Source organism: Streptomyces hyaluromycini, assembly GCF_002217755.1.
Classification (GTDB): Bacteria; Actinomycetota; Actinomycetes; order Streptomycetales; family Streptomycetaceae; genus Streptomyces; species Streptomyces hyaluromycini.
Genome location: NZ_BCFL01000027.1, coordinates 140,220 through 159,450, shown reverse-complemented (window position 1 = coordinate 159,450; position 19,231 = coordinate 140,220). Strand labels below are relative to the sequence as shown.

21 protein-coding genes are annotated in these 19,231 nt (G+C 66.5%); 14 read left to right on the top strand and 7 right to left on the bottom strand.

The window, feature by feature from the left end; all coding sequences use genetic code 11:
• Positions 1 to 16 precede the first annotated feature (16 nt).
• Complete coding sequence (locus tag SSP29_RS36490; protein WP_089105202.1) at positions 17 to 1,612, bottom strand: MFS transporter; 1,596 nt, start codon at positions 1,610 to 1,612, stop codon at positions 17 to 19.
• Positions 1,613 to 1,749: 137 nt separating this feature from the next.
• Here SSP29_RS36490 and SSP29_RS36485 point away from each other — a divergent pair, with 137 nt between their 5' ends.
• Both SSP29_RS36485 and SSP29_RS36480 read left to right on the top strand, forming a co-directional pair.
• Positions 1,750 to 2,256 carry a winged helix-turn-helix transcriptional regulator gene (locus tag SSP29_RS36485; protein WP_089105201.1) on the top strand — a complete coding sequence of 169 codons (507 nt, stop codon included), beginning with the start codon at positions 1,750 to 1,752 and terminating at the stop codon, positions 2,254 to 2,256.
• A gap of 125 nt (positions 2,257 to 2,381) precedes the next feature.
• Positions 2,382 to 2,912 carry a PaaI family thioesterase gene (locus SSP29_RS36480; RefSeq protein ID WP_245883439.1) on the top strand — a complete coding sequence of 177 codons (531 nt, stop codon included), beginning with the start codon at positions 2,382 to 2,384 and terminating at the stop codon, positions 2,910 to 2,912.
• A 259-nt stretch (positions 2,913 to 3,171) separates the two neighbouring features.
• On the opposite strand, the gene SSP29_RS60290 is transcribed toward SSP29_RS36480, so the two are convergent.
• Together SSP29_RS60290 and SSP29_RS36470 are read right to left on the bottom strand one after the other, a co-directional pair.
• Positions 3,172 to 3,549: a hypothetical protein gene (locus SSP29_RS60290; RefSeq protein WP_150135587.1), complete on the bottom strand. Its 378-nt coding sequence runs from the start codon at positions 3,547 to 3,549 to the stop codon at positions 3,172 to 3,174.
• 66 nt (positions 3,550 to 3,615) lie between these two features.
• Positions 3,616 to 4,131, bottom strand: a complete 516-nt coding sequence (locus SSP29_RS36470; protein ID WP_145968991.1) for a hypothetical protein — start codon at positions 4,129 to 4,131, stop codon at positions 3,616 to 3,618.
• Between the two features lie 303 nt (positions 4,132 to 4,434).
• On the opposite strand from SSP29_RS36470, the gene SSP29_RS36465 reads away from it, so the two are divergent.
• From SSP29_RS36465 to SSP29_RS52630, 3 genes are all read left to right on the top strand, one after another.
• Entirely contained in the window at positions 4,435 to 4,818 is a 384-nt protein-coding gene (locus tag SSP29_RS36465) for a hypothetical protein (protein ID WP_150135586.1), read from the top strand.
• Positions 4,819 to 5,282: 464 nt separating this feature from the next.
• Positions 5,283 to 7,820 carry an NB-ARC domain-containing protein gene (locus SSP29_RS36460; RefSeq protein WP_245883437.1) on the top strand — a complete coding sequence of 846 codons (2,538 nt, stop codon included), beginning with the start codon at positions 5,283 to 5,285 and terminating at the stop codon, positions 7,818 to 7,820.
• 171 nt (positions 7,821 to 7,991) lie between these two features.
• The gene (locus tag SSP29_RS52630) at positions 7,992 to 8,408 is read left to right on the top strand and encodes a hypothetical protein (RefSeq protein ID WP_145968990.1); all 417 of its coding nucleotides are present in this window, start codon (positions 7,992 to 7,994) and stop codon (positions 8,406 to 8,408) included.
• Between the two features lie 16 nt (positions 8,409 to 8,424).
• On the opposite strand, the gene SSP29_RS36450 is transcribed toward SSP29_RS52630, so the two are convergent.
• The 3 genes from SSP29_RS36450 to SSP29_RS56970 form a co-directional block, all read right to left on the bottom strand.
• Positions 8,425 to 9,639 (bottom strand): IS110 family RNA-guided transposase, encoded by a 1,215-nt coding sequence (locus SSP29_RS36450; RefSeq protein ID WP_089105196.1) that lies wholly within the window; start codon positions 9,637 to 9,639, stop codon positions 8,425 to 8,427.
• Positions 9,640 to 10,239: 600 nt separating this feature from the next.
• Positions 10,240 to 10,770 carry a GNAT family N-acetyltransferase gene (locus SSP29_RS36445; RefSeq protein ID WP_089105195.1) on the bottom strand — a complete coding sequence of 177 codons (531 nt, stop codon included), beginning with the start codon at positions 10,768 to 10,770 and terminating at the stop codon, positions 10,240 to 10,242.
• Positions 10,755 to 12,011 (bottom strand): helix-turn-helix domain-containing protein, encoded by a 1,257-nt coding sequence (locus tag SSP29_RS56970; protein ID WP_089105194.1) that lies wholly within the window; start codon positions 12,009 to 12,011, stop codon positions 10,755 to 10,757. Before SSP29_RS56970 ends, SSP29_RS36445 begins: the two co-directional genes overlap by 16 nt.
• 253 nt (positions 12,012 to 12,264) lie before the next feature.
• Here SSP29_RS56970 and SSP29_RS56965 point away from each other — a divergent pair, with 253 nt between their 5' ends.
• The 7 genes from SSP29_RS56965 to SSP29_RS36405 all read left to right on the top strand — a co-directional run bounded on the left by SSP29_RS56965 (position 12,265) and on the right by SSP29_RS36405 (position 16,595).
• Positions 12,265 to 12,696: an ATP-binding protein gene (locus tag SSP29_RS56965; RefSeq protein WP_089105357.1), complete on the top strand. Its 432-nt coding sequence runs from the start codon at positions 12,265 to 12,267 to the stop codon at positions 12,694 to 12,696.
• 23 nt (positions 12,697 to 12,719) lie between these two features.
• Positions 12,720 to 13,052, top strand: a complete 333-nt coding sequence (locus SSP29_RS36430) for a phage tail protein (RefSeq protein WP_150135581.1) — start codon at positions 12,720 to 12,722, stop codon at positions 13,050 to 13,052.
• A gap of 117 nt (positions 13,053 to 13,169) precedes the next feature.
• On the top strand, positions 13,170 to 13,472 hold the full coding sequence (tgmA, locus tag SSP29_RS36425) for a putative ATP-grasp-modified RiPP (RefSeq protein ID WP_089105192.1): 303 nt from the start codon (positions 13,170 to 13,172) through the stop codon (positions 13,470 to 13,472).
• Positions 13,473 to 13,501: 29 nt separating this feature from the next.
• Positions 13,502 to 14,443 carry an ATP-grasp ribosomal peptide maturase gene (gene tgmB, locus SSP29_RS36420; RefSeq protein ID WP_089105191.1) on the top strand — a complete coding sequence of 314 codons (942 nt, stop codon included), beginning with the start codon at positions 13,502 to 13,504 and terminating at the stop codon, positions 14,441 to 14,443.
• Positions 14,433 to 15,548, top strand: coding sequence for an ATP-grasp peptide maturase system methyltransferase (tgmC, locus tag SSP29_RS36415; protein ID WP_245883435.1), 1,116 nt, complete (start codon positions 14,433 to 14,435; stop codon positions 15,546 to 15,548). The genes tgmB and tgmC overlap by 11 nt, the downstream gene beginning before the upstream one ends.
• A 105-nt stretch (positions 15,549 to 15,653) precedes the next feature.
• The gene (locus tag SSP29_RS36410; RefSeq protein WP_089105190.1) at positions 15,654 to 15,980 is read left to right on the top strand and encodes a DUF6087 family protein; all 327 of its coding nucleotides are present in this window, start codon (positions 15,654 to 15,656) and stop codon (positions 15,978 to 15,980) included.
• Positions 15,981 to 16,112: 132 nt separating this feature from the next.
• The gene (locus tag SSP29_RS36405) at positions 16,113 to 16,595 is read left to right on the top strand and encodes a hypothetical protein (RefSeq protein WP_089105189.1); all 483 of its coding nucleotides are present in this window, start codon (positions 16,113 to 16,115) and stop codon (positions 16,593 to 16,595) included.
• Between the two features lie 136 nt (positions 16,596 to 16,731).
• On the opposite strand, the gene SSP29_RS36400 is transcribed toward SSP29_RS36405, so the two are convergent.
• Complete coding sequence (locus SSP29_RS36400; protein ID WP_145968989.1) at positions 16,732 to 17,043, bottom strand: hypothetical protein; 312 nt, start codon at positions 17,041 to 17,043, stop codon at positions 16,732 to 16,734.
• 237 nt (positions 17,044 to 17,280) lie between these two features.
• Here SSP29_RS36400 and SSP29_RS36395 point away from each other — a divergent pair, with 237 nt between their 5' ends.
• Positions 17,281 to 18,327 carry an ABC transporter substrate-binding protein gene (locus tag SSP29_RS36395; RefSeq protein ID WP_089105187.1) on the top strand — a complete coding sequence of 349 codons (1,047 nt, stop codon included), beginning with the start codon at positions 17,281 to 17,283 and terminating at the stop codon, positions 18,325 to 18,327.
• A 46-nt stretch (positions 18,328 to 18,373) separates the two neighbouring features.
• Positions 18,374 to 19,210, top strand: coding sequence for a siderophore-interacting protein (locus SSP29_RS36390; RefSeq protein ID WP_089105186.1), 837 nt, complete (start codon positions 18,374 to 18,376; stop codon positions 19,208 to 19,210).
• The last annotated feature ends 21 nt before the right edge of the window (positions 19,211 to 19,231 follow it).

Genomic DNA, 19,231 nt, shown 5'->3' with positions numbered 1-19,231 from the left:
GGGTCCGCGTCGCGCGTCAGTTCGTCGTGGCGGTGGCGGTGCCGCTGATGTGGTGCGGCCGGTTGCGTACCAGCAGGGCCGAGACCAGGGCCGCGCACAGGAACACGGCGGCGACGACGGTCATGCCGACGTGGACGCCGGAGGTGAAGGCGTCGCCGACCGCGGCAGTCACGTTCGGCGGGGTCGCCCCGTGACCGCCGGTGCCCGTGGAGACGGCGTGCTCGACGGCGGGCCAGGCCGCCCGGGGGACGTGGTGGGCGTCGAGCCGGTCGGGCAGCCGGGACTGGAGCCGGCTCGCGAGCAGAGCGCCGAGCAGGGCGGAGCCGGTGACGGAGCCGATCTGCCGGAAGGCGTTGACGGCTCCGGAGGCCATGCCGGCGCGCTCGTGGGAGACGCTGACCAGCGCGGCGGCGGTGCTCGGCGCGGCCACCATCCCGGATGCGGCGCCGAAGAGCACGTACAGCCACCACACCCGGGCATAGGGCGTGGTCGGCTCCAGCGTGGTGAATCCGGCCGTGGCGGCGGCTCCGACGAGGAAGCCCAGGGTGAGCGGGAGCTTGAAGCCGGTACGGCGGATCACGCGTCCGGTCGCGTAGGCGACGACGACGTAGACGCCGAAGAAGGCCAGCAGCCGACAGCCGACGTCCAGGGCGGAGAGCTGCTGGACGCGCTCGTAGAAGAGCACCGAGAGGATGGCCACCCCGGTGAAGCCGAACAGGGAGACGGCCGCGACGAACATGACGGCGCTGAACGACGCCGACCGGAACAGGCTCATGTCCAGCATGGGGGTGCGGGCGGCCCGCTCGACGAGGACGAAACCGCTCAGGGCCGCGGCCGCGACGAACCAGGCGACGAGGATCCGGGGGCTGGTGTAGCCGTCGTGTCCGCCTTCGATGAGGGCGTAGACGAGGACGGCGATACCGAGGGCGGCCAGCACCTGGCCCGGTATGTCCAGCTTGCCGGCGGGGCCGCGTGACTCGGCGACGAAGACGGCGGCGGCCATGGTGACGACCGCGAGGGCGGCGGTCGACAGGAAGACCGTGTTCCAGTGGAAGTGGTCCAGCAGGGTGCCCGCGATCAGCGGGCCGGCGGCGAGTCCGATGCCGGAGGCGGCCGCCCAGGCCGTGACGACCTCGGTGCGCCGGTGGGGGTCAGGGAAGGCGGCCCCCAGGATGGCCAGGCTGTTGGGCAGGATGAGGGCGCCGCCGAGGCCGGAGACGAGCTGGCCGGCGATGACGCCTCCGGTCGAACCCGCGGTGTAGACGGTGAGGGACCCGATGATCATGACCGCGGCGCCGGCGAGGAAGGCGCGCTTGCGGCCGTAGAGGTTGCCGATGGTGCCCGCGGACATCACCAGGCTGGCCACGAGCAGGGTGTACGCGGAGGGGATCCAGACGAGGCCGGTCGGGGAGACGTGCAGGTCGTCCTGGATGGCCGACAGCGCCGACACCGATGCGGTGATCAGCAGAAAGGTCGTCATGGCGCCCAGGCACATCGCGACGAGGGTGACGGCCGCCGCACGCCGGGAGGGCTGGCGGGAGGGGAGCCGGTCGCCGGATTGCCGGTCGGTCGGCTTGAGCCGGCCCGGGGCGGGGGAAGGGGTGGAAACCATCGTGTCCTCGTCTCGGCCGAGCTGCGGGCAGCGGGCGGCAGCGCCCTCGACGACCCGAGCTGACTTATGATTGCAGAAGTCAGCGGTGACGCTATAGGCTGGCTTCGCACGAGGCAAGTCAGGCGGAGGGTGAAGAGATGACGGACCTGCTGCAGGAGCGCGACGCCTGGTCCATGGCCAACTGCTCCGTCGCCCGGACGCTGGAGATCGCGGGCACCAGGACGGCGCTGCTGATCATGCGCGAGGCGTTCCTGGGCACCCGCCGGTTCGACGACTTCGCCAAGCGCGTGGGCATCGGCGAACCCGCCGCCTCGGCGCGCCTGAAGGAACTGACCGCAGCCGGGCTCCTGGAGCGCGTGCCGTACCAGGAACCAGGCCAGCGGACCCGGTACGCCTACCAACTGACCGAGAAGGGCCGGGACTTCCTGCCCGTCCTCACGGCGTTGCGGCAGTGGGGCGACACCTGGGCCACGGACGAACAGGGGCCCCCGCTGGTCGTACGCCACCGGGACTGCGGCGCCGCGGTGCACGCGGTGCTGCGCTGCGACGACGGCCACGACGTACGGCTCAGGGAGTCGTACGTCGACGCCGGCCCGGGTCTCATCCGCGTCGGCCCGGACGCCCCCGAACCCGACGGCGCCTGAGACGCCCTGCGCAACGACCACGGCGGGGCGCCCACAGCGGGATGCCCACAGCGGGATGCCCACAGCGAGACGCCCACAGCGGGACGCCCACGGCGGGCGCGGATCACCCACTACGAGGAGTTGTCTTGACACTCGACTTCCACCCCGGGCAGGGGTCCAGATCACGTACGTTCGGCTGGGAGGACCCCGCGGTTTCCGCCGACGCCGTCCCGCACCACAGCGGTCTCGGCTTCCTCCGCGAGATCCTGGCCGGGCGCCTGCCCGCACCGCCGATCACGGCCGCCCTGGGTATCACCCTGGAGGAGGCCGAGTACGGCCGGGCGGTCTTCGCGCTGGTGCCGGGCGAGGAGCACTACAACCCGATAGGCAGCGTCCACGGCGGCGTCTACGCCACGCTCCTCGACTCGGCGGCCGGCTGCGCGGTGCAGTCCGTGCTGCCCCAGGGCACCGGGTACACCTCGATCGACCTGACCCTGAAGTTCCTGCGCCCGATCACCGTCGACACCGGCAAGGTCCGCGCCATCGGCACCGTCCTCAACAGCGGCCGCCGCACCGCCCTCGCCCAGGCCCAGCTCCTGGACTCCGAGGACCGACTGCTGGCCCATGCCACCAGCAGCTGCATGCTCTTTCCGGTGCGGGGGCGCCAGGACACGTGAGCCCGGGAAACGGTGCTGAGCCGCGGGAACCACCGAGCGGAGTTCCCGCGGGCCGACGCGCATCCCACCGCGAACCTCCGCGGCAGCCGCCCAGCCGCTACGGCAACGGAAACGGGCGAGCGCCCAGGAGAAAAGGCGCGGCGCCGGGCCGGTGAACTGCCCCTTCGGGCGGCCGAGACGGCGGACACGGATGCACCCGCCGGCCTGGTACGGCGGTGGCACGGCGGCCTCTTCGTCCCGAAGCTGCCGGGACCTGTCATCAGTCCGGCAGGCAGGCGCGGAATCGGTGGAGCAGTTCAAGTGCGGCCGGGCTCTCTGCGTCGAAGGTCTGGCCTTGTTGCTCGACAGGAAGACCCGGCCCCCAGAGACGGGCACCGTGACAGCGGAAGCAGAAGGCGATCTCGAAGAGCAAACCGGTGGAGCCGTGCGCCCGGATTCCCCAGCCCGGGAGGAAGCAGCGGTACGGCTCGCTTCCCGGCAGGTCGGCGATCAGGGACAGGGCCTGCCGGGCCTGGTCTCCCTCCCAGACCGCGGCAGTGTCGCCGGCCAGGTCCTCCGAACCGAGGTGCCTGACGGGGTCGGTGATGCGGACGACCTCGATGAGTTCGGCCTTCCCATGCGTTGGCGGCAGCAGCATGCCCCCAGCCTCTCAACGACGGCGCCTGGACGTCAGCGGAACAGCTCGGGCATCACCCCGTACCGACTAACGGCTGAGGCAGTAGACGCCGGCAGCAGCCACACCGGTGCCGCCGAGGATCTGAAAGAATCCGATCACTCTGAGGTACGACGGCCCCGCCGGAGGGCCGCCATAGACACGGGCCGCCTTGTTCCGCTGCGTACTCGTCGCCTTCGCGTAGAGGCGGGACGCCGCCTTCTTGTAGTCGGTGGCGATGACAGTCCCTCTGCACAGCAGGCCGACTCCCACCAGGATGAGGAAGACGGCACCGGCCGTGCCGGTAGAAGCACTTGCCGGAGCGGAGCCTGCAAGATCGACGGTGCACGTCACGCGGATCAACGTGAGGCGACGCGACGGACCGGTCAATGCCATGAGCGGGGCTGGGATCGCCGTCAACGCGATCTTTACTCGCGGGCTTGCGGCCATCAGCTTGGGAAGCTTGGGTGCTTCAGGGGCGAGAAACTTGCTGACCTGCGGCGCAGCGGTGTCGACGCCTGACGTCCGCAGCTTGCGCTCCCCGGTGTTCCCCGTGGCTTCCCGCACGAACTGGCACGGTTCTGGCACGTCTGCCAGGGCGCCGGCCACAGAGACAAGGGCGTTGTCAGTGGGGGCTGTTAGCTTCCGTGGCAGAGATGAGCCGGTTCGATGTTCTCGCTGAAGACCACGGCGGCCAAGGGGGTGGCCAGATAGGGGCCCCGGACCACTGGGTCCCGGGATGCCGAACGGCTCCGCCCCCCTCACAACCTTCTGATCCGTAGCTCTGCAGAGATCAGTCATTGAGGGCCATAGAGGCAGCGGGGATGGACATGGCGGCCGGTGGGGGCTGCTTGCGGTTGCTATACCTGGTTGCTGTACCACACGATCGTGGCCGGGGGTGAGGGCGTGGAGCGGGACCGACTCGAACAACTGCTGGGCAGTGACGACGAAGCGTCGGTGGCTGACCTAGCTGTTCTCTGTGCTGGCGCATCTCATGTTGTGTGGGACGGCACAACTTCCGCCGAGTCACTCGCCAGGATCTACGGCCGCCGACTCAGGCTCACCCTGCGGAAGGGCATTGAGACGACGGGGCTGGAGCAGGCCGTGCAACGCCTCAGCCGCTACGGCGGACCGGTCCGGCTGGGCCAGATCAGGGAAGCCGATGGGGCCTGGACGTTCGTGCTGTTCCTCAATCAGGACGGCAGCGCACTGGTGGCATGCACCGGCGTACGGCGAACCCCAACCGAGCCCTGACATCCGCACGGTCCGACGCCTGCCGAAGCTCGGGCCTCCACCACGCTTTTCAACGTGGCGCTCGAGCAGGAGTGTTCACCTGCGTTCATGGGCGGTTGGCTACCAGTTCACAGCCTGTGGCCCCGGTTGATCGTCGGTGAACCGTGCTGAATGAGAAGGCAACTGAGACGGTGCCGTCAGGTCGGGCGCTTCACCCACCGTCAGGTGGCTGGTCGTTGCGGCCCGGTCGCACTACGTTCCGAGGCGTCGGCGGATCAAGGTCTCCCTTTCGATCCTCACGTGGAACGGCCAAGCATGCGACTGGTGTGACACGTGCACTCTTGATCGCTACCCATGGGTAGCGACGAGGAGTTTAGGCGCTCATCTCCCATTTGGCACGTAGCTGTGCATAGAATTTAACGCAGGGGCCCATGCCCCATTGGCGAGGACAACCAGGGGGCGCCATGAGCTCTACGGCTACGCGTTTGACGTCTTTCGCGCTGCTCGCAGCCATTGAAGAAGATCTACGTAACGCGATTCTGACCGCCACCGACGAGAGCGACGACCCTCTGGGACTGTTTCATGTAGAGCGTTACGAAAAGGCCCAGAAACGGCGCGCTCGTGATGTTCCTGGTTCATCGTCGCCTACCGTTTCAGCTCTAGTCCCCCATCTAGATTTCGCGGAATCTTACGAAGTGCTGAGCGGAATCAAGAATCGACTTCCAGATAGCCTTCAGCAGTCTCTGAGACTCTTTGCACCTCATTTGTCTAAGGTCACGCAGATTCGCAACCGAGTCGCCCACACGAGGCCGATGGAAATCGACGACTTGGCAACTGTGTATGACGTCGCCAAGGATATCTGTGTCGATTCACGGGGGGACTGGCCACAGGTTTGCGAGACGCTTCAGCGACTGGAAGACGATCCGTCCTACGTGCTCGGGCTAACCATCAGTCTCGTTTCAGACCCAGACGAGGCCCCCCTGCACAATCTGCCAGCACCTGAGTTTGATGAAACTGGATTTTTCGGTCGGCGAAAGGAAGTAGATCGAATCAAGAAGGCCATCAAAGGGGCCTATCCAGTTGTCTCTATTCTCGGAGATGGAGGCATTGGTAAAACCTCCGTCGCCTTGAAAGCGGCTTATGAGCTGCTTGACGATCCAAAGAGCAAGTTCGATGCCTTCGTTTGGGTTACCGCAAAGGCTACGATTCTCACAGTCAATGAAATTCAGCGCATTAGTGGGGCAATCGAGAACTCTTTGGGTCTCTTCGCTTCCGCAGCAGAACAACTAGGAGGAGAGGGCGCGGGACAATCAGGCGATCCGATGGAAGAGGTCCTATCTTATTTGGAACATTTTCGAGTCCTCCTAATTCTCGATAACCTAGAGACCGTTCTGGATCAGCGCCTGCGACAGTTTCTGCTTGATCTCCCCATGGGGAGCAAAGTCATCATTACGAGCAGGATCGGCCTCGGCATTGAGAATCCCGTTTCTCTGGAACCATTGTCGGACGAGGACTCGGCGCGGCTTCTTCGCGCTTTGGCGCGCGTACGTGGTGTGCAGGCCTTGCAAGGTATCCCCGCTCCCGCCATCACGCAGATGGTGAAATCAATGAAAGGGCACCCCGCCTATATTAGATGGTTCGTTGCGGGAGTGCAGGCCGGCAGGCGCCCTGAAGAACTACTACATAAGAATGATCTCGTCCTAGACTTTTGCATGTCCAATGTTTATGAGTATCTAGGTGATGAAGCAAAATCAGTATTGCGCTCGATGCAGGTGCTCCCGGGGCGTCGCAGTCAGGCAGAGTTGGCTTTCCTTAACGACTATTCAGCCAGTTTAATTCAGTCAAGCCTACTTGAGCTGATGACAACAAATTTCGTACAAATGCAGGGAGCTTCTATCGGGCAGACTTCTGAGACGACTTACGAGCTTACCGACTTTGGTAAGCAGTATCTCAACAAGCGTCATGCAGTGAAAGCCGACGAACGTCAATGGTTCGAGAATCGTAGTAAGCTGCTGAAATTGCTTGGTGTGACTCTTCAAGCTGAAAGCACTGCTTCACCATACGACCCGAACACGATCGACATTAGGGGTCCCGGCGACTTCAGTGTTGCCCGTATTCTGCGAGAGGCTCTTCGGCGATATGAGCGTGGTCACTTCGATGCAGCCTTGTTGAGTTGTCGTGAAGGCCAGAAGCTCGCTCCCGGATATCATGAATCTTGGCGAGTCGAGGCATTTATTCAGACAGCACGGGGAGACATGCTTTCGGCACGCGCGGCCTATGAGCGTGCTCACGAACTTGCGCCGGATTCGCCAACTCTCAACTATCTTTACGGTGCATTTCTCGTGGACGAGGGGATGGATCTCGATCTGGGGCTCAACCTTCTCCAAAAGGCTGTGCACACGGAACAGGTTCCTCCTGCCGTAATCATTCAGATCGCCTGGGCGCACATCCAGCTGCACGACTTCGGTTCTGCTATCGCTAGTGCAGCGCATGCCCTCACCCTCCGACCCGCTAATTCCGATGGCTCGGTGGCGCTTGTGATGGGCCTAAGAGCTGCCGTATACGGAGCTAAAAGGAGCCTGGAATGCGCTGAGGTCGGTGCCGCGGTCGAGATGATCGAAGCAGCCGTTGACCTGGCGGAAACCGGAAGAGTGGAGATGCTGACAGGGGAATCCACAGATCGCCTTCTGCAGCTCAGTGAGCTTAGTGCCGACCTAAGAGAGAAGGTAGACGATGATTACATTGTTTCCAGTTGCGACAACTTTTCTGCACGTTTGAAAGACCGTCTTCGGTCTATTGATCCGGACCTCCTCAAAAGGCGAATTGGGGTGGTTAAGAACCTAGTCCAGGAGAGAGCGTTCGGATTCGTCCAGTCGTGGGGGAGGGACTACTTTTTTCACTTGAGAGATCTTCAAGTGGAGGAAGATTGGAGCTACTTGGCTCCGGGGGTCGATATTGCATTTACTCCGGACGATGCAAATGTTCGCGGGCCGAGAGCAACGCATATGTGCTGGTTGGGGTAGATGTGTTGCAGGTATATCTTTGATGTGAAGCCACGGAGCGATTTTGACCCGTAGGTCGGTGGAGTCTTAATGACTCAGTCAAGCATGGTTGCCCACGTCGAGGAGCACCACCTGGTCCAGAGCTGACTGACGTCGATGGTCCGCCGAGGTCGGCTCGACTAGCCTGCGCGTGTGCGTGCTGAAGAGGTCTCCCGCTGGATCGCGGATCACGATGCATCGATCAGCACGGTCGAGCTTGCTTCAGCGTTCGATGCCTACCTCTGCACCCTCCCGTGGGCGGGCCATGGCATCGACTGGCGAGACCTGCCGTGTCGATCCCTCGGGCTTCATGGCGTCTCAGATGATGAGGCAGTGGAGTGGGCAAGAATGACTCCTATGGGCGCCCACGATCACGTCCTGTTGATCGACTCCGCGTCCGAGCCGGGCGTCATCTGTGCTTTCGACGATGCGCTGCGCGAATTCGAGCTGCTATCGAATCGTCCAGAGCTCTACATGTGCGGAGTGGACCTCTTGAGCGGGCTGCCCGAACCGACCTTTGGACACTTCATCGAGCGCCGCGCGTTCATGACCCTCAACGCGCGACTGTGATGCACAGCCGGCGGGCTCAACCTTCCGCGGAGGCAACCGCCCTCGCCGGTGGTGTGGTTGTAAAGGGCCGGTTGTCGCGGAGCAGGGCCCATAGAACATCGACTCGCCGGCGGGCGAGGGCGATGACGGCGGGGATGTGCTTGTGGCCTTCGGCTCGTTTCTTGAGGTAGTAGGTGCGGTTGGGGCCGTCGCGGATGATGCTGGTCTGGGCGGAGAGAGAGAAGACGCGGCGAAGGCGGCGGCTGTAGCGCTGGGGGCGCTGCAGGTTGCCGGTGCGACGACCGGAGTCTTTGGCGACCGGGACCAGGCCGGCGGCGGAGGCGAGATGGCCGGCGTCGGGGTAGCTCGTCAGGTCGCCCGCGGCAACGAGGAACTCAGCTCCCAGGATCGGCCCCATGCCGGGCACCGACTCGATGACAGCTGCCTGCGGATGGGTGTGGAAAGCGTCCCTGATCCTCCGGTCGAGCTGCTTGAGCTGTTCGTCCAGGGCCAGTATCTGCGCGGCGAGGTCTGCGGTGATGCCCGTGGCCGTGTCCTGGCGGGGCAGTTGGATGTGCTGGGCGTGCGCAGCGGTGAGGGCGGTGGCGGCGACCGTTTCGGGGTGGCGCACGTTTCGGGCGGTGAGCCAGCGGGTTAGGCGGGTCTGGCCGCAGCGTCGTAGGGCGGCGGGGGTCTGGTAGCCGGTGAGCAGGACGAGGGCGCCCTTGTGGTCGGCGTAGTCGAAGGCCGCTTCCAGGGCGGGACTGATGCCGGTGAGCACGTCGTGGAGGCGGTTGAGTAGCCGGACCCGGTCGGCGATCAAGTCGGAGCGATGGGTAGTGAGCAGTGCCAGGTCAGCGGCGAGGTTCGTGGGGACCTCGACGCGGGCGAAGTCCCGTCGCATGCGGGCGGCATCGGCGATGACGTAGGCGTCGCGGGCGTCGGTCTTGGCCTCGCCCCGGTAGGAGGCGGACATGCGGTTGACCGTCCGACCGGGCACGTAGACGACCGGCTGGCCGTGGTCAGCGAGCATGGCCAGCAGCAGGGCCGGTGCGGTGCCAGTGAGGTCCACTGCCCATCGAACCTCGCTGGACAGTGCGAGCACCTCGCTCAGGCCGGCCAGGATGGCGGCCTCGTCGTTGCTGACTTTCCGGCTCCAGACGGTGGTGCCCATGTCGTCGATGGCGACCCACCAGTGGTGGGCCTTGCTGGCGTCGATACCGACCAATAAACGGGGCCTCTGTGTCGTCATGTGGGGTCTCCTCGGGCTGCAGACAGCGTGCTGTTGGTCCGAGGACACCCCGCCGTCAGCTCCGTAAGCAGCGACCGTTTCGCACATCTCAATCAGCGGCCTGGGCGTCCAGAAGAGCGGGGCGGCCACTCCACCGGAGCCACCGGGGGCAAGCGACTTTAGAGCCACACCCCACTCTTCCGGACCGCCAAACAACTTACGGAGCGGCTTTGGGGTGGCGCTGCTTTGGCGCGAGTGATCATGGCCCCGTAAACTTCTGGCGCGTAGGGCAGTCTGTGGACCTGCCCGGTAAAGCACGACGTTGGGGCCATGATCTTCGAGGCTCGCGCCAAAGTGGCTCCGTAAAGCCGTGGAGCCGGCCGCCCCAGCCACGACGAACCCCTTCTTTGACGTCAAGCGGCTGACTGCTGTGCGCGCGGCACGGACGCTGGCCGGGCTAGAGCGGGGCGGAGACAGACAGGAGCGCAGGCTCGGCCGGGGGCCGGGCCGCGCGCGGGGAGCGGAGTGAGCCGCCTTGAACCTGTAGAGAAAGGTGTAACTCACCGGCTGACGACCTTGTGGATCTTGGGCGGGGTGAGTTCAGAACGGCAGGTTTCTGCGTCAGGCTCGGAGCTGCTTGACCATGACGGCGTACACCGGTGAGTCGGCGAAGGGTTGTTGCTCGCCGGCCTTGGCGTAGCCCCATGTCTCGTAGAGGGCCTGCACCTTGGGGTGGGTTACGTCGACCAGGAGTACGGCGAGGTCTTCCGTTCGCTCCTTCAGCAGCGCCTCGTGGAGTCGTTCGGAGATTCCCTGCTTGCGCCAGTGGGGGCGGACCATGACCTCGGACACGGCGTAGGTGGCGGAGTAGCCGTTGTTCGGCTGGTATCCGGTGGAGCGCCACCATTCGCGGCCGGGCGTGAGCGGGGCGCCGTAGGCGAAGCCGACTGGTTCATCTCCGTCGTAGGCCACGACGCAAGAGAAGCCGTCCATACCGGACCAGTGGTCGGCGAACCAGGCGAAGCGCTGGTGGAAGGGGTCGTCCATCTGGTCTGCGTAGGCGTCGGCGTGTACGTCGATGAGCATCTGACGGAAGCCTTCGGGGAGGTTTCCGTTCTGGAAATGACGCAGGTCGGTCACGCTCGACTCCATTCGGTGCGCATGCGGTCTGCCCAGTCTCGGGCGTAGGAGGCGGAGGAGGCCCGGACGAACAGGCCCCGGTGGAAGTCGCCGATGAGGGTGCGCATGCGGCCGGGCAGGGGGTCGCCGTCCATGATCGTGAACACGTCGGCGGCGGTGGCCGTTCCCTGCTCGGCGTCGCCCTGGTGGAGCTGGGCGAGTGCGAGTTGGGCAGTTGCGAGTGCCCTGTTGCGCCGGAAGGGACCCGGGATTTTGGCCAGGGCACGGTGGGCCATGGCCTCGGCGTGAGCGGGGCGTCCGCTGTTGAACTGCACGACGGCGGCGAGGTGGTCGAGATCGGCCTGGCCGTAGAAGGCCGTCCAGCGCGGACGTTCGCGCTCCGCCACCTTGGTATAGGTGTTCTGGGCGGAGCCGAGGGATCGCAGGCCGGCCCGTCCGTCACCGAGTGCCGCGTAGGCGAGGGCGACGCGGACCCGGCCCAGTGAGTCGAAGAACGGGTCCCGGCGAGCTGCGTAGGAAGCTTGCGCGGCTTGTGCTGCCGCGAGTGCTTCGGGCCAGTTGTGGCGCTGGTAGGCGAGCATGGAGAGGTTGACCCAGACGCGCATCTCGGTGGGGCCGTCCTGGGAGAGGCCGGCGTACGTCGCGGATTCGTTCAGGTACTTCTGCGCCTGGTCGAGGTTGCGGGCGTCGATGCAGGACCAGGCCGCGATGGTGGTGTATTCGGCGGCCAGTGCGTACAAGGCTCGGCGGACGCGTTCACTGGCGTTGCGCTGCTGCAATTCCAGGACGCCATTGCGGCCCGTGGCGGCCGCCTTTTCCAGTTCCGAGTGGCCGCCTTGGCGGTCGTCGGCTTCGACGAGCGCGTTCATTCCGGCAGCGGCGCGTGCCACGTCCGACATGCCGACCGTACGGCGCTGGGCGACCAGAGGGACGGCGGCGGCTGCGGTCCCGGTGGCCGAGGCGATGAAGGTGCGACGCCGCACGGGATCCTCCTCCTGCGGATGGTGCATGGTGCGTGGTGCGCTGAACCCTAAGTCCTCGACCGGACAGCCGAACACCCGCTCCAGAGCGACGCACGTACGTCCGATGGGCCGGCGTGAGGTTCCGCTCAGCAGGTTCCGGACCGTCCGGGCGGAGATATCGCCGGGTCGGCCGGTGATCTCCGCCAGTGCGGTGTTCATCCGGCCGGCCAATTCCTCCTGTGTGAGCCCGAGTTCGTCCATCCGGCTCTTCAGGATGGCGTTCGCTGCCATGTCACCGACGGTAGACCCGTGGCATCGAGTGAACCAGCCCTCAGGTCACGGGACCGTAAAGTCTTCCGGTTCGAGGCGACCTGCGAGGGAGCGACCTTTCCTGTTCCCCTCCTGCTCCAGGTCGTTGACTGGTCATCGCCCGTCGGGAGGTCCCGATTCCCCCTTCCTCCCGGCGGCGTGGAGGAGAGCCCGCTCCGTCGTCACCCCGTCGACGGGGCGGGCGGCCCACCCTCGGAGGGATGTTCTCGTGACCATGACCGCAGCCCGACCGACAGCGACCGGTGCCCCCGGCTACACCGAGACGATGCCGTGCGAGCCGGAATCCGCTCGCCGAGCGCGCTTGCTCGTTTCCGCCGCTCTGAACACCTGGGGCATAGGCGAGTTGGCCGAGGACGGGGTTCAGGTCGTCGCCGAGCTCGTCAACAACGCCGTCCGTCATACGCGGTGTCGTGTCGTCCGGGTCCGGGTCACGCGTCCGGCCGAGGGCGTGGTGCGCATCGGTGTCGCAGACAGCTGCCGGGACACTCCCGAGTTGGGCAACCCCGACGACGAATCGGAGGGCGGGCGCGGGCTGTTCCTGGTCGAGGCCCTCAGCCGGCGGTGGGGCTACGACCGAAAGCGCTGGGGCAAGGTCGTATGGGCCGAGCTGGAGGCGCCGGCCACGGAAACACCGGTCGCATGCTGAGGCCCCGTATTTCGTTGCGTCTGATGCAGTCCGACGAACTGGTGGACGATCCGAGCCCGGACGCCTGCGTGGAAGTCACCCTCAGTCCCCTCAGACCGGCGGGCGATCCCGATTCGGCGGTGTTCGCCGAGCCACTGCGCATCACACCTGCCGATCTCCTCCGGCTGCACATGGAGTCCGACCTGGCGCTCGGGGAGATCCGCGCCGAGGCCCATCGAGCGGACATCGCATGGCAGCGGCGTCTCGGCCGCTGGTACGAGGAGGGCCGAGCCGCAGTCGAAGCCGGAGAGCCGGAAGTAACTCTGCTCAGACGCGTGCTCGATGGCCTACGGCGGCAAGTTCTGACGCCGGTCTGATCTCGCCTGACGCCGACCGGCGCTCACCGCCCCCGCTGGGCAGACCGAGGTCGCAGGCGTCCGGCGGGCATGCAAGGCAGTCACCACTCAGCCACTTCCCACACTGAAAGGAAGACCGTGTTCAACCACATGGATCGCTTCCCCACGGGCAGCCCGCTGCCGCAGGGACACCTGACCGTCGCCCCATGGGGCCTGCGTCGGATCGCCCCGTACCCGCCCGTCGAGGACTCCGGCTACGCGACGGTGAAGCTGGACCCGGCGACGCAGACCGCCCGGTATTTCGACGCATCCGGCGCCCCCACGATGTCCCCTGGCCACGGCACGTCCTCCGGTACGAACCCCAAGACCGGCACGACCGGCCAGGGGGACCGCAACAGCGACTCCCCGGACAGCGACACGGGAAACGACACCGACCAGTGACTCCGGAGCCGAACAACGATCGTCCGGTCATGGTCGTCACCAACCTCGACGACCCGACCGCGGACTTCGTGATCGCCGAGCTGCACGACCGGGGTGTCCCGGTCGTGCGGTTCGACTCCGGTGACTTCCCGGCCACCCTCACGTGCTCGGCCGCCATCGGCGACGACACTGACAGCTGGCGAGGAAGCGTGCAGACCCCGAGCCGACAAGCCGAGCTGGGCGCCGTGCGTTCGATGTACTACCGGCGTCCCTCCGGGTTCGCGTTCCCCCACCTCGACAAGCAGGACGAACGGTTCGCCGTGGCCCAGGCCCGCTACGGGCTCGGCGGCATCCTGACCTCCCTGCCGGGCTGCCTCTACGTCAACCACCCCAACCGCATCGGCGACGCCGAATACAAACCGGCGGGACTTGCCGCAGCGGCAGCAGCCGGGTTCATGGTGCCGCCGACATTGATCACCAATGTTCCCGACGACGCACGGGCCTTCATCAAGGAACACGAGCAGGCCATCTTCAAGCCGATCTCGGTACCGCTCTACCTGGTCGACGGCCAGGCCCAGACCGTCCCAGTGACGGAGGTGAGCGCCGACGAGATCGACGACTCCATCGCCGGCACCCTGCACCTCTTCCAGAAGCGCGTGGACAAGGTCGCCGACATCCGGGTCACCGTGATCGGCGAGCAGATCTTCGCCGTGCGGATCGACTCCGGCCTACTCGACTGGCGGACGGACTACAGCACTCACACGTACACCCCACTTCCCGCACCGCTTGCGGTGCAGCGATCGATGCGTGCCTACCTGAGGCACTTCGGGCTCGTCTTCGGGGCGTTCGACTTCGCTCTGACCGACTCCGGCGAATGGGTCTTCATCGAGTGCAATCCTTCCGGGCAGTGGGCATGGATGGAGCCGCCGACCGGTCTGCCCATGACCGCCGCACTCGCCGATCTGCTGGAAGGAGGCATCTGTGGCCGGTGAGCCCGACATCGAGACAACCGCAGCCGGTCTACGGCTTCGGCTCGCCCGGCAACTGGAGAAGGACGGCCGGCTGCGGTCGCCGGGCTGGCGAGCCGCCGTCGAAGCGGTGCCCCGCCACCTGTTCATCCCGCACTTCTACCGGGAGAGCGACGCACCCGGCGTCACCACCTGGGAACCCGTGACGCCGCAGAACATCGGTCAGGACGAGTGGCTCCGGCTCGTCTACACCGACGAGACATGGATGACCCAGTTCGACGGCCACGACATCGACTGGACCGACCCGAAACCGATCAGCAACGCGACCCCGACCTCCTCGTCGACCCTGCCGGGCCTCGTGGTGCGGATGCTCGAAGACCTGGACGCGGAGCAGGGCATGAACGTGCTGGAGATCGGCACGGGCACCGGCTACTCGACCGCCCTGATGTGCCACCGCCTCGGCAGCGACAGCGTGACCTCGATCGAGACGGACGAAGGCGTGGCACGGCGCGCCCGCCAGGCTCTCGCCGGCTCCGGTTACACCCCTCATCTGCTGGTGGGGGACGGCCGCGCCGGCCACCGGGACGGAGCGCCGTACGACCGGCTGATCGCCACCTGCGGCTTCCGCAACATCCCGCCCGCCTGGCTTGAGCAGGTACTGCCGGGCGGCGTCATCCTCACCACCTTGCGTGGCTGGATGCGCTCACTCGGCCTAGTCAAGCTCATCGTCACCGGGGACAGCGCGAGCGGCTGGTTCAGCGAGGACGATCCGAGCTTCATGATCGCCAGACAGCAGGAGGCGCCGGAGAGCCTCGGAACGGTCCCGGGCCCCGCCGACGGAACGAGGCGGAAGGCCATGTACGGGCCGGCAGTACTCACCGAGGCAGGACCGGCGTTCATGGCCCAGCTGGCCGCGCCGGGCGCCCGCTTCTTCTCCATGGCGGTCGACGGCGGCCCGGTCAGCACCTTCGTACTCGACAGCGTCACCGATTCCTTCGCCGTACTCACCGCCACCGATAGCGGCTGGCAGGTCCGTCAAGGCGGCCCCGACGCCTCTGGGACGCAATCGAGTCGGCGGTCGCCACCTGGGAGGAGTACGGCGCACCAAGCACCGCCGCGTTCGGTGTGACCGTCTCCCGCGGCGAACAGGTCGTCTGGCTCGGGAATCCGAGCGGCCCGCAGTGGCCGCTACCCTCCTGACACAACCACCCACCCCCCGACTGAGGAACACCGGATGGACGACGAGCCGCTGAAGGACTGGGCGGAACGCCGTGACGCGAAGATCGGCCGGCTCCGTGCCGTACCCGTCGTCCCCGGCGACGGTCCCAGGGCGTCCCACCTGAACCCGGACGCGCCCCGAGCCATCGAGCGCTGGAACGGGCACGTGTGGGAGCCGTACGGCTTCGCCGCCAACCTGGCCGAGGCCAAGGCCATCCTGTACCCCGAGGCCGATGAGCCGACGCCGACCGGGCCGGTGTCGAAGCCGCTCGGCTCCGGCACCGGCAGGCACCGCAAACCTCAGTCACCCACTTCGGACGGCGGGGGCCCGACGACGAGGTGATCAGCGCCGACGCGTCCGAGGCTGCTCTGCGGGTGGAGCGGTAGAACGCACTGTGGCTGAGACAGCTCAGCTGGCCGTCGATACGGTTCCGTAGCTCGTTATGGTGCTGCCGTTACATGGGAGTATGCGGGCGTGGAGACCGCGGCGGACCTGCGAGTGATGCTTGAGTCGTTGGCCAAGGAGGACGGTGTCTTCGGCCGGGTCGGGAGCGGGGATGCGGGCTCCGTTGAAGAGCACGTGTACGGCTTGGTCCTTGATGCCCAGAAGGCTTGGGCGCCCTGTGCGATCGAGGGTTCTCGGGGGCCGACCCGCCCCGCCGACATCGCCGATGCCCTGACGGCCATCGACAGGGAAGAGGCGGGAACCGTCATGGCCTACCTGTCTGCGGGTGACCTGGTCTTTCCCGGCCGGCTGCGTCGTGATCGTGAGCACGCCCATCGAGCGGCGCAGCGAGTGGTGAAGCTGCTGGGACGGGACTCCACGTGGTGGACGAACACCGAACTGTCGGATGCAGGCCATGGGTTGAACCCGGTATCTCGGTTCTCCTTCGACGGAGTGGTCGCAGGCACGGGCAACGGGTTTGTCGTGGCTCTGCTCCAAGTCGGAGAAGACTGACGCGTGGCGCGTCGCGGTTCTGAACACCGCTTTAGGAGTTCGATCCGAACTCACGCCAGCAGTTGCTGTCAGCTGAGGCGACGGCCGGACGTAGACGTTGGTGTACGCCTCTGTCCGGTGTCAGCAGTCGTGACGCTCAGCGCCATCCCGGCGGCCGTTCATCCGCTCGCTGTGGCTGCCGCTGCCCGGCACGGACCTTCTCTCGCCACCGGGCAGCCAAGCCGGCCTCAAAGCTCGCCAGTCGAAGATCGAGGTCTGTCACGACCTGGCAGAAGGCGTCTCCGACATCGCCGCTGTCGGCGTCGGCAAGCAACTCGCACACCGCGCACAGGGCGGGGTCACGGTAGAGGAGCGTTCCGTCTTCTGCCCAGCTGTCGAACTGGATCACCGATCCGGGCCGCCCGCACCAGTCGCAGGACTGCGGAGAACCAACCGTCGCCTCATTCACCGCCGCAGGCTACAGCCGCACCGTTCCGCCCAGCAGACAGGCAAGCATGCCTGGGGACGGGCTCCTGCCCCAGGGTGCAGCAATCCAACGAGAGTCGCCCGCGCGGGAGTTGACTTCGGTGAGCCGGTCCCGGGTGTCATCCCCCGAGAGCCGGACCTGGACAAGATCTGAGGTTAGGCTAACCTAAGCTCCATCCCGTCCGGCGGTGTTCCCGCACGTCCGAAAGCAGCCACACCTATGTCCAACGTCAGAGCAGCCCACCTCACCCGCCGTGGCATCCTCACCGCCGGTGGCGCCCTCGGTCTCGGCGCCGCGCTTGCCGCTTGCGGTGACGACAAAAGCGGTGGCTCCTCCGACAAGGAGACGACGGCCGCCGCCAAGTCCGGTCCCTGGACGTTCAAGGACGACCGCGGGACCACGGTGAAGCTGGACAAGGTCCCGGCGAACATCGTCGCGTTCGTCGGCGTCGCCGCCGCGCTCCACGACTACGGCGTCAGCGTGAAGGGCGTCTTCGGCCCGACGAAGACCAAGGCCGGCAAGGCCGACGTCCAGGCCGGCGACATGGACATCAGCAAGCTGACCGTCCTCGGCAACGAGTGGGGGCAGTTCAACGTCGAGAAGTACGCGGCCCTGGCGCCGGACGTACTGATCACCACGCTGTTCGACGCCGCCGGCACCCTCTGGTACGTCCCGGACGAGTCCAAGGACAAGATCGCCAAGCTCGCCCCGAGCGTCGGCATCTCGGCCTACGACCGTCAGCTCACCGTCCCGCTCCAGCGCATCTGGGCCCTTGCGGAGTCGCTCGGCGCGGACATGACGGCGAGCAAGGTGACCGACGCGAAGAAGCGGTTCGAGGAGGCGTCCTCCCGGCTGCGCGCAGCCGCCAAGGCACACCCGGACATCACGGTGATGGCCGGTTCCGCCGCCCAGGACCTGTTCTACGTCTCCGGCTCCGACCTCTCCGTGGACCTGGAGTACTTCAAGGCCCTCGGCGTGAACTTCGTCGAGCCGTCGGCGTCCGTGCTGAAGGCGAGCGGCGGCTGGTACGAGAGCCTGAGCTGGGAGAACGTCGACAAGTACAAGGCCGACATCATCATGATGGACGACCGTACGGCGACCATCCAGCCCGCCGACATCACCCAGGCCACCTGGAAGAAGCTCCCCGCGGTCAAGGCCGGCCAGGTCATCGCCCGCTCCCCCGAGCCGATCTTCTCCTACGACAAGTGCGTCGCGATGGTGGAGAACCTCGCCAAGGCGCTGGAGACGGCGAAGAAGGTCAGCTGACCTCGCCCAGGCAACCCACACAACTTCCTGAGTCTCAGGAGCACATATGACGACGGCCGTAGCCGCCCCGTTCCGTTTCTTCTCCCTCCAGGTCGTACGGACGAGGCGGCTCGGTCCGTCTCTGGTCCGGGTCACCTTCGCCGGCGCCGACCTGGCGCACTTCCACTCCGACGGACGCGACCAGTCCCTCTCCCTGTTCCTCCCGGCCGAGGGGCACACCGAGCCCGCGGTCCCGACAGAGCTGGGCGACGGCTGGTGGCAGGGCTGGCGCGAACTCCCCGACGACGTACGGGCCGTGATGCGGTCGTACACGCTGCGGGAACTGCGCCGGGACCCGGACGAGATCGACATCGACTTCGTGCTGCACGGGATCGAGCCGGGGGCCGCCACCCCGGCGGGGCCCGCCTCCCGGTGGGCGTCGCGGGCCGCCTCCGGTGACCGGGTGGTCCTGCTCGGGCCGGCGATCGCCGACAACCGGGCGATCCGTTTCCGGCCGCCCGAGGACACCGACCTGGTGCTGATCTGGGGCGACGAGACCGCCGTACCCGCCGCGACCGCCGTCCTCGAATCGCTCCCCGCCGGCACGCGCGTCCGCGCCTGGCTGGAGGTGCCGTGCGCCGGGGACGTCCAGGACGTGGCCACCGAGGCGGACGCGGAGATCACCTGGCTGGTGGGCGGCCGCGATGCCACGGAGGAGATCCGCGCCGCACAACTCCCCTCCCACGCACACCCGTACGCCTGGATCGCCGGGGAGTCGGGGCGGGTGAAGGAACTGCGCCGGCACCTCGTGGGCGAGCGCGGGATCGACCGGCGGCGGGTCACCTTCGTCGGGTACTGGCGGCAGGGTCTGACGGAGGAACAACTCCGGGCGGCCGGCGAGTAGTCCGAGGCCGGCGAGTAATTA

Bases quoted from the DNA above. Each gene is read 5' to 3' on its own strand.
- SSP29_RS36410 (WP_089105190.1), top strand. From the start codon at position 15,654: ATGGACGACGAGCCGCTGAAGGACTGGGCGGAACGCCGTGACGCGAAG.
- SSP29_RS36390 (WP_089105186.1), top strand. From the start codon at position 18,374: ATGACGACGGCCGTAGCCGCCCCGTTCCGTTTCTTCTCCCTCCAGGTC.
- SSP29_RS36485 (WP_089105201.1), top strand. From the start codon at position 1,750: ATGACGGACCTGCTGCAGGAGCGCGACGCCTGGTCCATGGCCAACTGC.
- SSP29_RS56970 (WP_089105194.1), bottom strand. From the start codon at position 12,011: ATGGCAGCGAACGCCATCCTGAAGAGCCGGATGGACGAACTCGGGCTC.
- SSP29_RS36445 (WP_089105195.1), bottom strand. From the start codon at position 10,770: ATGGAGTCGAGCGTGACCGACCTGCGTCATTTCCAGAACGGAAACCTC.
- SSP29_RS36430 (WP_150135581.1), top strand. From the start codon at position 12,720: ATGCAGTCCGACGAACTGGTGGACGATCCGAGCCCGGACGCCTGCGTG.
- SSP29_RS36395 (WP_089105187.1), top strand. From the start codon at position 17,281: ATGTCCAACGTCAGAGCAGCCCACCTCACCCGCCGTGGCATCCTCACC.
- SSP29_RS36490 (WP_089105202.1), bottom strand. From the start codon at position 1,612: ATGGTTTCCACCCCTTCCCCCGCCCCGGGCCGGCTCAAGCCGACCGAC.
- tgmB (WP_089105191.1), top strand. From the start codon at position 13,502: ATGGTCGTCACCAACCTCGACGACCCGACCGCGGACTTCGTGATCGCC.
- SSP29_RS60290 (WP_150135587.1), bottom strand. From the start codon at position 3,549: ATGCTGCTGCCGCCAACGCATGGGAAGGCCGAACTCATCGAGGTCGTC.
- SSP29_RS36450 (WP_089105196.1), bottom strand. From the start codon at position 9,639: ATGACGACACAGAGGCCCCGTTTATTGGTCGGTATCGACGCCAGCAAG.
- SSP29_RS56965 (WP_089105357.1), top strand. From the start codon at position 12,265: ATGACCGCAGCCCGACCGACAGCGACCGGTGCCCCCGGCTACACCGAG.